The organism is Methanosarcina sp. DH2, assembly GCF_020804225.1.
Classification (GTDB): Archaea; Halobacteriota; Methanosarcinia; order Methanosarcinales; family Methanosarcinaceae; genus Methanosarcina.
Map to the genome: position 1 here is coordinate 96,733 of NZ_WJBI01000012.1, position 13,509 is coordinate 110,241.

Below are 13,509 nucleotides of genomic sequence, written 5' to 3' on the forward strand. Positions count from 1 at the left end.
AATAAGATTTAAAAGTAAAATGGACTTTCATTACTGTAAAAAGGGGAAGGTATTATCCGTCTTAGATGTAAATTTCCTCAAGTAAATTCTGAAAGGCACTCAGAACTGATCATAAGAAACTGGATACAGCTACGTGAGCCTAACAATTTCGTGTCCGCTATACTTGCAGCAATCCCATTAATGATCCTGAACACTCTGCTTTCTATAACGGTTCTTGGTATATTTTCGCCTTTCTCTTTAGCAGATGTCGGCATTAATCCTTCACAAACAATAACGCTAACTATACACTTACAAGACCTTGCATACCTGATCGGGCTGGTTTTTATCCATGAACTTATTCACCTTGTCTTTATTCCAGGTTTTTTAATGTCGGATAAAACATTTTTAGGAATTACTTATTTTGGCGGATTTGTTTATTCGGAAGAAGTAATCTCTAAATCAAGGTATACTCTTATTACACTGGCACCTTTTATCTTGCTCTCAATAATACTGCCTGGAATTCTGGGGGCTCTGGATCTATTAAATCCGTTAGCAAAGATCCTGATATTATTAAACGCTATGAGTTCTGGCGTTGACATGCTAGGCTTGATCCTTATAATGATCCAGGTGCCTGCAGGTGCTTACTTAACTTTCAACGGGATAGGGACTTACTGGAAAATGATAGATAAGAGCATTCCCGGAAGCAACTGAATATATATATCTCAAGGTAGACAAGCGAATCCTTTTTTCAATAAGATGTTTCTCACGCCTTTCATGAATACGGATGTGAGCCTATCAGTGCAAACAACTTATGTAAGGACTGTGACCTGTGCTGATAATGAGAATTTCAATGCCATACCTTTCAACATTTAATGAATCTTTAAAGCGATTGGCGCAGTCAGAAGATTTGAGGGGGGTCGGGGCGGAAATATAATACTAAAGTTATGTTTTCATGTCGAGGGCTAAATAATAATATCTTCTTTTTTCTTCAAACCCATTATGGAAAAGTCGCGCCACTGCGCGAGAAAAAACCCGTAAAGACAGCTAATACGGTTGCTTCGGGATTAGAGGCAAATGTGCAGTCTTGATTTTCAGGAGAGCAGGGGAAGTTGTCAAAGCAGAGAAAAAACGTACCATTCAGGGAATCAATACCTTAAGAGGAAAATTACAGAGCATTTTAATTATAAACATGCTTTTATAATCTTCAATCCATACTATTTAACCGGGGAACAGGAGATTTTCAATTCTCATGCAGTATATTGAAATAAAAACTAATTTTGTTCCTAATTAAGGGGGTTAATGAATGCAAATTAAACTGGTAATTAAACCGATACTTGCAGTAATCTTCGTGCTTTTAGCAACATCGAATGCAGCTCTTGCAAATGAGAGCAGCAATCATATTGACGAACTACTGGTAAGTGATGCTTTCCATCCGCCTGGGGAGGGGGATCCCGGAAATCTGTACAACGAATGGCACTACTTTAATATGATCGACGAAGAACAGAACCTGTCAGTAATATGCACTTTCAAATTGAACGGGGGTACTAATTCCTCGGAGGTTCTTCTGGGCTATTACGTGAATGATACTTCGGCTTCTTTTTATGAGGCATATCCTCTCACTCCGGAGGTTGTAAATTATTCTTCTCAATCTCCTGATGTCAGGATAGCCAACAATACGGTAACCTTAACTGGCGAAGGGTATCGTGTGCATATCGAATCCGGGGATGGTTCAGGAGTTTTTGATGCCCTGTTCAAACCGCAAACCAAACCTGCTCCTGTCTTTAATGCATCTAATTTATCTATTCCTGGGACGACTATCAACTGGCTGGTAGCTTCACCAAGAATGGAGGTTTCCGGAAACCTCTCTGTTGCTGGAGAAACTTATTCCCTGAATAACTCAAGAGCTTACCACGACCACAATTGGGGTTACTGGTCATGGGGAGATGATCTTGGGTGGGACTGGGGCCAGGTCTCCCAGGCAGAAAATTACTCAAGCGAGACAACTGGGGAGTATTCACTCAGTTTTGGAAACATCACCAATGCCAACCATTCACAATCAGTAAATTCAGTCCTTAATGTTTGGGAGGATGGAGAAATCATTGCCAATTTTAGCAGGGAAGAAATACAAATTGAACATTCTAATCTGAGTACAACAGATATTGGAATCCCCCCGGCAGAAATGTTTCCGGAATATATTCTACCCCAGGGTTCTTTCCCCTTCCCTCAAAGTACCCTTCTGAACGCCTCCTCAGGTTCTGATTCTCTTAATATAGAGTTCACCACTCAGCGCCCTGTCCCACTTCCAATAATAATTCCGGATAGAAATGAATCTGGAAATGAATCTGGAAATGAATCTGGAAATGAATCTGGAAGTGGAACTAAATACAGGATAATCTGGGAAATGATCGGGACCTATCAGGTTAACGGGGTAATAGACGGAAAACCCATTTCATATGCCGCAGACGGATTTCTGGAATACGTAGCAGGGATGCCTGTTGAGCCTGAGCCTTTTGTTCCCGCTCAACCGCAGTAAAAGTATCCGTAGGACGATGGCATAAATCCAGCGGTGTTCAGAATTCGTTGAAAAACGGTCTTTTTAATTTTTTAACCATTCAGGTTTCCTTTTTATCCTTAATTTTTCCGGATTTGATGGAGAATATACGAAAATGGTTATTTTTTATCTGCCATTTTTTATCCAGAAGTTCTAAATCCTTTTTAATTTTCAATGGTCGTTAGCTTCTCTCTTTTTTATTTTTATATCTTCTTTCTATCAATTTCTTTCCCGATAAGTATGCGATCTATCCGGGTTTCTCATGCTTATCGTTATTTACTAATCCGAGATATTTATTTTCTGGACAGTTTTACGGCAGGTCGGCAAATAGCAGGTCTTCCTATCTCTCCTTCCAGCTTTTCATCGGGAAAGCTATGCTGAAGCACAGGAAAATAACCGGTCAAAGCACGGCTAATGAGGTTGCTCCGCTTTAGAATTTTATCTATCTGAATTTGCCGTTTTTCCTTCTATCAGACGAACCCTGATTTACATAGGGTCTTCTCCTACGAGCAAAACAATCTTCCCGCGCGTATGGCGGCTTTCGCTCATCTCATGTGCTTTTTGTGCATCTGAAAGAGGAAGTATGGTCGTTACAATTGGTTTGACTCGCATCTCATCAATGACCTCTGCTATCTGGGCAAGCTCCTTCCCATCAGATTTTGTCATGAGGGTTTGTGCACGCACACCGTGTTCTTCTGCAGCTCCTTCGGGAATGCTGGCTACGGTGCTTACCAGAAACCCGCCGGGCTTTAGAACGCCCCAGGATTTATCGAAAGTATCTCCTCCGACTGTATCCAGTACGACGTCCATATTACAGGCAATATCCTCAAAGTTCTGGTTTGTATAGTTTATTACTACATCTGCACCTATGCTTTTTAAAAACTCTATATTGGTACCTGAAGCTGTGGCTACAACAAACGCTCCTTTCCATTTGGCGAACTGGACTGCAAAAGTCCCGACTCCGCCTGCAGCGCCGTGAATGAGCACTGACTGTCCCTTTTCGAGGCCTGCAATATCAAAAAGACACTGCCAGGCAGCCAGTCCGGCTGTTGGGATGGCTGCACTTTCAACGAACCCTATACTTCTGGGTTTTCTTGCCGCCTGTGTAGAGTTGACAACTGTGTACTCGGCATAGCCGCCTTCACCTATCGAGACTTTAGCAAAGACTTCTTCTTCGGGCTGGAAGAAGACTCCTCCCTGTCCCAGAGCGTCCACAACGCCTGCAACATCCAGTCCCATAATCATTGGCAAAGGCAGTTCCCCAACCAGGCCTTTACGTATCTTCCAATCCATTGGATTGACTCCAGCTGCAATGATCCTAATCCGAATTTCACCTGGACCTGGCTGGGGCTCAGGGACATCTTCGTACTTCAGAACCTCCGGTCCGCCAAACTCATGAATCCTTACTGCTTTCATATTTTCACCTGAATATCAAATTTTTCTCCTGTGTACTGTATTCGTTGTATCTTTTCATTCTATCCAGTTGTCGGCATCTCTCTTCATCTGCTTTACTGCGAGTACCTGCGTCGGAGCACGGGGTTTCGGTATCTCAATTTTTCCGTAACCTGGGAACTCGTCCTCGCAGCACAACTGCTTTATTTTACTTTTGATGCATCTTCTCAGGGTCATTTCGCAGAGCGTATTTATCCACTCCCTGTATTTACAGCAGCGCGGGTACAATCTGCTGGATATCCCGGGTTTGTGAAATAATCAAAATTATCAACTACCCCATCCCTGTATTTCTCGTCATAATTTCTGTTTATCTCTCCTTCTATCGGGTTAGTTAATAAATCTCCAGCTGTAGAACCGGAATTTCCTGCATACTTTATCCAATCTGTGTTTGCAGATGGAAGCGCAATAAATACAATGAATACCAATGGCAGCAAAGCTCTCTTACCCTTCAAATCAACTCCCCACCATTCATTTATATTTGGATTATTCTATTTTAATTTTCCCTATTTTTCTAAAAGAGCGTAAAAAAACTTTATAATTATCACATTTTTTAGTTAAATTAGACCATTTAAAAGAAGGAACTAATGTGAAATTAACACAAAACCATTTCTCATTGATGAGAAAAAGGTGTATTCAAAGAGCAACTTTCCCACATATGAGTTAATTTTATATAACTGTAACATTTTTTTACATATTAATTAAATTTCAAACCTTAGGTGCCCAGGCTTAAAACGTTGTTCTTATATTCTTGAGAGCAGCGAGGCAGCTGTATTAATTAATCGGATAACAGTATAACCGGGAAATTTTCAGTGAGTATTTGGTTTTCTTTCAGATCCTTATCACAAGACTCTTTCAAAGTCTGAAGTTCACAGGTGGATCAACTTCACAATCCTGACTGGATTGTTTTTCCAGCAGTTTCGATATCTTCTGTACGCTTCAGATAAATTTTCTCACCAGAATTTCTGTGTATCCGGTCGTTAATCAAAATAATTATCATAAAAACAGGTCTCGTTACAGAATTTATAAATTTTGTTACGGAGTTTACCATGCATCAAACAAAAAGAAAAGGCATAATCGCTTTCATAGCGGTTCTCGCGTTCATTTTCGCGATTGCAGGAAATGCAGCAGCTATTGCAATTACAGTAAATAACAGTACAGGCCAGGCTGCGGATTTTACATCCGTTCAGGCTGCGGTAAATGCTGCAAATCCGGGCGACGAAATACTTGTCAAACCAGGTATTTATGAGGAAAATATTGAGATTACCAAACCTCTGACCATTCTTTCCGAATCCGGCAACTCTTCAGATACCATAATTCAGGCAGCTGACAGTTCTAAAGACGTTTTCGGCATATGGGCAAATGAAGTAAACATTAGGGGTTTTAGCATAAGAGGCTCGGATTCAGCTGCCGGAATTCACTTTTTTGGAGTTACCGGCTGCCGCATTGAGCACAATATGCTCTCGAATAATAGCTGTGGTGTCGATCTTTATATGTTCAGCTTAGGTAACACACTGGCTGATAATGATGTGTCAGACAGCTTGACCGGAATCAGCCTTGGTGACAGCCTGAACAATACCCTGAGAAACAATTCGATTTCGTACTGTAACAGTGGAGTTTCATTTTTTGATTCTCCTAACAATACACTGGAAAATAATACCATTTTGGAAAATAATGGGGGTATTTCTCTCACAGGTGAGTCAAATGGCAACCTGCTGGTCAGTAATATCATAAAATCCAATAAAAAAGTGGGCCTGCACATTTACGAAACTTCCGGCAACCTGATTTATAATAACTATTTCAATAACACTGCAAACGTGGAATCCGAGCTGGTTGCAGGGAATAATGTCTGGAACACAACAAGATCCGAAAGCACTAATATTATAGGGGGCTCTTACCTTGGCGGCAATTTCTGGGGAAAACCTGATGGGACTGTCTATCCGAGAGGTGTCAGGGATACTGACCTTGATGGCATCTTTGATTCCATGTATAATATTGAAGGCAGCGGCTTCATTGATTATCTGCCACTCAAAGAATCGAAGTCTATGACGATTACCGTAAGCAATGATGCGGACAAAGCTGCAGATTTCACCTCCATCCAGGCTGCGGTAAATAATGCATACCCGGGAGATACAATTCTTGTTTATCCGGGTGTTTATGTGGAAAACATAGTAATAGATGTGGAAGACCTGGTTATTGTTTCGGCATCCGACAGCCCTTCAGATACCACGGTTCAGGCAGCCAGCGGCTCGGAGGATATTTTCTCGGTCACAGCAGATGGAGTGGGTATTAACGGCTTCTGTATTACAGGAAGTATAAGCTCCTCAAATTCCGGAATTCACCTTTATGGGGTTGAAGACTGCCGCATTGAAAACAATGAACTATTTGACTCTCATGGTACTGTCCAAAATTCTTCGGATAATTATACTCCGACTGCCGAAAACGTGCCTAACTTAAATCCTGGATTCGGCATCCGTCTTGATTTATCAGGTAACAATACTCTTAGCAACAACATAGTATCATTCAGCAATGTCTGCATCCTTCTGCGTAACTCAAACGAAAATATGCTTTTTAATAACAGTGTTTCTAACAGCAATTATGGCATCTGGGTGGATTCTTCCATTGACAATATACTGGACAACAATGCTGCAGCAGATGATAAGATCGGAGTATATCTGAAAACTTCAAGCGGAAACACAGTTACTGGCAGTAAGGCGTTCAATAACTCCTGGTCCTGCATCAATCTCTGGAATTCCAACGAAAACATGTTAGACAGTAATATGGCCTCAAACAGCAGTAATGTCTGTATTATTCTGCATAGTTCCAGCGGAAACAATCTCAGCAATAATACGGTATCCTACAGCAACTACGGAATCTGGCTGGACTCTTCAAGCAATAGCAATAATCTGAGTGAGAACAGTGCATTATATAACAAAGTGGGCATTTACCTGAAAGCTTCAAACGAAAACGCACTGGACAACAATACAGCACTAAACAACAGTAAGTATGGTATCAGTCTGTGGAACTCTACTGCAAACGAACTGGACAGTAACGCAGCTTCTTACAGTGATGTCTCTATCCTTTTGCATAATGCCAGCATGAATACGCTTGCCAGCAATACGGCATCTAACAGCAGTTATGGTTTATTGCTCGATTCTTTCAGCAATGACAATATACTGAGTGACAGCAGGGCACCAAATAACAGAATTGGCATATACCTGAAAGCCTCCAGCAAAAATGTTCTGGAAGGTAACAGCGCAAATCTGAATACAGTGCACGGTGTCTATCTCAACTCTTCAAGCAATAACATGTTTAACGGCAATATAGTGGATTCAAACTCCGGATACGGCATTTATATTCTGAACTCAAATAATAATACAATCTATAATAACTATCTGAATAACGCGAAAAATATGTATTCCGAAGGCAAAAGTTCAGGTAATGTCTGGAGTGTGGACAAAAGCCCGGGCACCAACATTATCGGGGGTTTCTTCCTGGGTGGGAATTTCTGGGCTTCACCTAAAGGGAACGGTTTCAGCCAGACACATTCAGACATCGATGATGATGGCATATGCGAGACAGCTTATGATATGGGTAAAGGAAACATTGACTACCTGCCTCTTGCAGGTCCTTTCTAATGCACTTTATCCAATTCTCTTTTTTTATTTCTGATCCTGCCCAAGAAATCTCTTTTTTACTTCTGGTCCTGCTCAAGGAACTTTTGCAGCCATATAATATCAAAATAGTTCTCAAACTTTGTTCCTACTTCTCTGAACCTCCCGCATTCAATAAAACCGTGTTTAATATGAAAGTTCAGGCTGGCTTCATTTTTTGAGGATAAATTTGCAAGGAGACTTTTCATCTTTTTTTCCCTGGCTTCCGTACAGAGTTTTTCCAGCATCCTGGAGCCAAGACCCTTTCTTGTGTGTCCTGGCAGGATAAAGTAGGAAACCACACCCGTACGCCGGAAATTCGGGAAAGGGAAATATGGCCTGAGGGCTCCGATTCCTATTATTTTACCTTTTTCTTCGATCACGTAAAAAGGAAAATGTTCATTTTCACTCTGCTCTTTTCCGCTCGGAATAGCTTGAAAAAACTCGGGTCCTACCGGAGTTTCGATATAGGCCGCAAAACTGCTCTCAATGTAATAGTTAAAGACCCCAAGCATTCCGGAGATGTCTTGATTTTTGGCTTCTCTTATTATATAATTTTCAGAACTTTTGCTTCCTTGCATATATAATTAGTCTGGAAATTGATATTTAAATTTTTTTAATCAGTCCTTCTTTTTCTTAAGTATCAGAATCAGAGCTGAGATTTGAAAATTGAGTATTTGAAAATTGAGCATTTGAGAATTAAGTCTTTGAGAATTAAATCTAAGAATTGAATCTAAGAATTGAATCTAAGAACTGAATCTAAGAACTGAATTTAAGAACTGGATCTGGGGACTGGATCTGGGGACTGGATCTAAGAACTGGATCTAAGAACTGGATCTGAGAACCGAGTCTTTGAATATAGAGTATTTAAATCTTAGAAGCAAGACCTGGAAGATAGGCTGCTTAGTGAAAATGTGGTGCTGAACTTTTAAAATTTATATGCTTGAAACTTTACAACAAACAGAGATCTATTTCTTCACTTCTTTACTTTTTATTATAGTCATAGCTACTCTTGTAGTATTCCTTTAAATCATACGGATCGATGCTTCACGTTTTTTGTATCAGTCTCTATTTACTCCGCCTATTTATCATGATTTATATTTATAATTAATTTTCAGTGAGAATATATTTATATACTCATGTTATTCTACTATTTCCTACAGGTAATTATTCAAACCCTATCCTGTATTTCAGGCCGAATTCTGATGATTTTAATGGGGCACCAGAATCCAGAATGCCGAAGTAAAATTATTTTTTAACAACCCAGGTAAGATCCATCCCCTGAGAGTGAAAACAGAAGAAAAGAAATTTTCTCAATATACTTCTACAGAAGTGAAAAATAGATGTTCCTGAATGAAAACAGAATTATAGAAAAGATGTGTGAACTTCCGACTACACTTGGAGATATCTCTGAAAGCATTTTCGGAGGCATTAGTACAAAAAATGGTTTACTGTACAGGCTTGCTGTTCCCGAAGGAAGTGATTCTGATTCGATTTATCTTTGTGAGGGCCTCTGTAAACCCGTAATTTTAGAGCCTGAACTTATTTATCCCTATGTCTCAGGCGCATTTTCCGAAAAATTCGCATTCAACTCTTCACCTTACCGTTTTATGCTGGCGTATGATCTGTCAGACAAAGGTAACAGAAAGGAGTTCAGAATAATCCCTCCCGAAGAACTTAAAGTCAGGTTCCCTATGGCATACGGGAGAATCCTGGAATTCAAAAATCAGTTCAGCCACGATAATTCTCCTCTTGACTCTGCGGACTATTATAGTGTAAGGGGCAAGAAATTGATGGAGTACCTTAACACTCCAAAAATCATTGCTACCGAAGGTTACCGCTTGCAGGCAGCCTATGACGCTATCGGAAATCATGTCTTTGAAAACGGCTGCGGCATTGTCCTCAAGGAACCGGATAAATATCCTTATGTAACTGCAGTCCTTAACAGTCAGATTGCCAGGCTTTTTCCATCAGTTTGCGAGTCTGAGATGATGTACTCAAGCTCTATAACCCCTTCAGTAATGAAGCGCTTCCCAATTGTGTTTCCTGAAGAACGGCTGACTGAAGACCTGGTCACCAATATTTCCGGCTACCTGATGTTCCTCAATAAGCAAAAATATGCATCTGGGAATAGTGTTTCGGGCTGGCTTGATGAGCTTGCAGGCTTTTATGAGCAGATTTCAGACCTTCTGATTATGGATGCTTACTTTGCTACTGGCATTGATCCCAAGCTTCTGGATGCCCTTGAGGAAAACATTCACCCGTATGCAGGAGATATGGAATCTGAAAGTGATGAGAGCCTTTTGAGTGTGCTCTACTATATCAAGCAGAGGATTCTGGAAAGCTCTAACTTTAAAAAGTATGCTTTTGAAACAGAATTCTCTGGAATTCTCAGTTTCCTTTAAAAAGCAAGAAGATCTGAATAACTCTTTATTTGGGTTTATTCAGAATTTTTAATTTTTCTTCTATAAGTGTTTATAATATTTTACCTGCTCATTTTTAAGATTTGACTGTTATTTTTTAAGTTTTCATCTTTTAGTTTAATATTTTGAGTTTAATTGTAGTTCTTCACATGTTTGATTCTTCATATGTTTGATTCTTCATATGTTTGATTCTTCATATGTTTGATTTAGACTTTTGTTATTCAACCCCAAAAGTATTTCGTATTAATCATGTTAGCTGGAATCATTCTCCTTTATTAAACTTAATTATAAACTTAATGCTGAAGATCAAATGGATTATCACTAGAAAGTAGAAAAGAGTAAAGAATAGCATAAAGCTTTCTAAGAGCCTATTCCATAACTCAAAACTGCGTTCCTAAATCTCGAATTAGGAATATTCAATCGATTTTCTGATCAGGGAAAAAATAGTTCTGAAATTCTTATCAATTTTATCCTCAAATTAATTTTGGGATGAGCTCAACGGATTTGCTTCCAACTGAAGATATTTTTTTAATTATTTAATCCAGAAGAAATTTCGAAGACGACTGTTTTCATATTCTGTTTTCATATTCTGTTTTCATATTCTGTTTTCAGATCCTGGTTTAAACTGATCCATGACAGCAGCTGTGTAGTAACTGCAAAAGGAAACGGGGGAACTATTGTTATATTTGCAACTCTTTTTCAGTTATTTCTTTTTCCATAAAACAAAAGTTCTTATAGATGCCATTTGCTATATTAAAGCGATGTTTGGCAAATATAGAAATCATTAAAGATAAATAATAATGGTAATATATATTATGAAATCATAGTCTGTGTATATTTACATCCTATAACCAAATCTCAAACATCATCCAGAAGAGGGGGGCAAATGAAGAGGTCATACCATATAAAAGTATTTCTTTTCATATTGTTGACGTTAAACTACTCATGTGCCGGAGAACTCGGAGTTCCCCTGGACACAAGCAGTTCAAAAACGATCGACAATATTAATCAGGGTAATATTGTGCTTTTCGCGGGTAATTTTTCAGAAGATAACGGTGTTCCGGGAAATGCCTTTGTCGCAAAGCTCCAGAATAATGGGACTTCCGATATACTATACTCCACAATTTACGGGATCCATGAATCAAAAGTTATTTTTGATAATTCTTCGGCAGGGTTAAAATATACAACTACAAGAGACTGCTCTCCAGTTTCTTACTTCATACTTCCGGTTGTGGATCCTATCACTAATTTTGGAATAGATAAATATGTAGGATATTTCAGGGGGTCTTCAAAGACATACAGTTTCTGTAAATGCGCTTCCATTCCACTGCTACATTATCTTGAACAATCGAAACAGGTAGGGCCACTTTATATATGTGGTTTTACGCCGATGGCCAAATGTACCTATAAAATTTCAATGGATATAAACGCGGACGACCCTGAAAGTTTCGTTGAACTCAATAGTCCGGGTTCAAGGTTGATAATTTCAGAAATAGATAACAAATCCGTCCTGAACAGCTATTACAAAAGTCCTTCCGGTGAACTTAAATGTGAAACTATATACCTGGGAAATGCCGGTGAAAAATATGATTTCGAAATAATGTTTGATGGATATAACAAAACAAATACTGTTGTCGTAAATGATGGCACATACATAGTAACTCCGTTTTATGACCTTGAGAGGCAGCAACTGCCTTATGTGGATTTTTCAAACGGGTACATCAAGTTCACGAGTTTTGTCATCAGAAGAGGAACGTACATTGATGTGAACATATATAGTATAGACCAGTATGCGGACAGAAAGTTCATAACAGCAATTGGAAACAACAGAATGCTTGCCTTTGGACTTGACGGGCCACATCCCATGAATACAACGGAACAGGGTATTAATTATCTCATAAATAAAGGGGATAAAGGCACGATATGGTTCGATGTAGGACTTCTCAAGAAATGCAATGAAACGGAACTTGAGTACCTACGTAGCCTGGTGGAAAATGATTCCTGGGATACAGGCATACATTATTCGAAAGAATTGACCCTCCTTCCCCTTGAAGAAGCATACGGATTGATGAATGAGGAGTATTCGTACGTTTATGAGACAATAGGGGAAAAGCCGACAAACTGGTGCTCTTTGAGAAATAGCGATAATATCACACATGCAATTTATGCATACGAAAACCTGGGAATGGTCTGGAGAAATGGAAACTCGGGGGTTCATGCGGAACAAAGTGTCGGAAACCTGGATGATGATACCTGGGGATGGTGGGAAACAGCATCATCGGCCGGGATGACATATCCGGTCTTTACCCACCAGACCGATAAAGATCCCTCTATAAAGTACTCTATAAGTTACTCCAAATTTCAGACATGGGCTGACAACTACGATTCAAATGATGTATCCATAGTGTCGTTTTACGAATATTATATGGTGAATAGCAACACATATGATGCATTTTTCGATTCCCTGGAGTATGGGGAAGATTATTTCACGTTCAAGGCAAACACAAATGGTGCCAGTGCACTCATAAATGTAAATGTAATTGCCGGGAACAATACGCAGGTTTACAACAATACCTCGGGTGAATCTCTAGGTTACAGGGTCGAAGAGGACGGATCAATCACATTCCAGGTTGAAAATAACCACACTTACAACATATATCCGGAGGGCACGGAACAGTGATCACTTTCACTAAAAAGAAATACCAATGGGTGTTTGTTTTTTAAAACGTATTATTATGTTTTATTCCAAACTCATTTACTTTTTTTAATTTTTTGTTACATTTGTTTATCTTACACGGTCGTATGTCGCATATGGTTGTATCTCGCAGACAGATAACCCTTTATTTTACTTCAACTTCGAATTTGCTTCGTTTAATAGATCATTTCGTAGTATCATGAAAGAATCGCAATTACCTTAACGCTTAACCTTTTACATCGCATGCTACTGTACTGGATTTAGCTCTCTGATTTTTAATCTACGAAATCATCTCTGGACCCATCACATTTAGATTTTTATGAAACATTTATATATATTGACCTTTTCTAACGCACGGGGTAAAAGTGCTCTCAGGGCAGAGTGCCAAGTTTTCCAGTCTAAATTACTGAGACCTTTAAAGGTTCAGATTTTTGCTGTGCAGAAAGATTAATCCCCTGGCTCCTATGCTGCTGGAGCATGGATCAATCCTGCAGATTATTCACCTCCTTAATCTCTAAAGTTTTAACTAAAAACGACAGCCCTGAGAGAATTTTTAGCCTTCACAGGGTCGGATTAAAGGATTTGCTTACTAGAAGTTAGCACGTAAGGTCCAAATCTTTCCAGATTTTTTCTACGGAAACTGAATTTCCTTTTTCCTTTTGGTTTCTGGAATCAGCTCTGAGTGAGTTAAACTGGCTGTAATGAATAGATCAGCTTATAGAATTAAAGTCAAGTCTACAATAATTTCAAGCTTATAAA

Annotated in this window: 8 protein-coding genes; 5 read left to right on the forward strand and 3 right to left on the reverse strand. The window is 39.3% G+C overall.

All coding sequences use genetic code 11. From position 1 onward, the window contains the following. Window positions 1-150: 150 nt before the first annotated feature. Both FXV91_RS13260 and FXV91_RS13265 read left to right on the forward strand, forming a co-directional pair. The gene (locus FXV91_RS13260) at window positions 151-690 is read left to right on the forward strand and encodes a DUF3267 domain-containing protein (protein ID WP_229391085.1); all 540 of its coding nucleotides are present in this window, start codon (window positions 151-153) and stop codon (window positions 688-690) included. Between the two features lie 592 nt (window positions 691-1,282). Continuing rightward, window positions 1,283-2,512, forward strand: a complete 1,230-nt coding sequence (locus FXV91_RS13265; protein WP_229391086.1) for a hypothetical protein — start codon at window positions 1,283-1,285, stop codon at window positions 2,510-2,512. Window positions 2,513-3,016: 504 nt separating this feature from the next. Here the strand turns inward: FXV91_RS13265 and FXV91_RS13270 are convergent. Together FXV91_RS13270 and FXV91_RS13275 are read right to left on the reverse strand one after the other, a co-directional pair. After that, window positions 3,017-3,946 (reverse strand): NADP-dependent oxidoreductase, encoded by a 930-nt coding sequence (locus FXV91_RS13270; protein ID WP_229391088.1) that lies wholly within the window; start codon window positions 3,944-3,946, stop codon window positions 3,017-3,019. A 227-nt stretch (window positions 3,947-4,173) separates the two neighbouring features. Then, window positions 4,174-4,434, reverse strand: a complete 261-nt coding sequence (locus tag FXV91_RS13275; RefSeq protein WP_229391090.1) for a hypothetical protein — start codon at window positions 4,432-4,434, stop codon at window positions 4,174-4,176. 594 nt (window positions 4,435-5,028) lie between these two features. Here FXV91_RS13275 and FXV91_RS13280 point away from each other — a divergent pair. Next, window positions 5,029-7,617 carry a NosD domain-containing protein gene (locus tag FXV91_RS13280; protein ID WP_229391092.1) on the forward strand — a complete coding sequence of 863 codons (2,589 nt, stop codon included), beginning with the start codon at window positions 5,029-5,031 and terminating at the stop codon, window positions 7,615-7,617. Window positions 7,618-7,673: 56 nt separating this feature from the next. Here the strand turns inward: FXV91_RS13280 and FXV91_RS13285 are convergent, their stop codons facing one another. Continuing rightward, entirely contained in the window at window positions 7,674-8,213 is a 540-nt protein-coding gene (locus FXV91_RS13285; RefSeq protein WP_229391093.1) for a GNAT family N-acetyltransferase, read from the reverse strand. 762 nt (window positions 8,214-8,975) lie between these two features. Here FXV91_RS13285 and FXV91_RS13290 point away from each other — a divergent pair. Both FXV91_RS13290 and FXV91_RS13295 read left to right on the forward strand, forming a co-directional pair. After that, entirely contained in the window at window positions 8,976-10,037 is a 1,062-nt protein-coding gene (locus FXV91_RS13290; protein ID WP_229391095.1) for a hypothetical protein, read from the forward strand. 946 nt (window positions 10,038-10,983) lie between these two features. Beyond that, window positions 10,984-12,735 (forward strand): hypothetical protein, encoded by a 1,752-nt coding sequence (locus tag FXV91_RS13295; RefSeq protein ID WP_229391097.1) that lies wholly within the window; start codon window positions 10,984-10,986, stop codon window positions 12,733-12,735. Window positions 12,736-13,509: the final 774 nt, after the last annotated feature.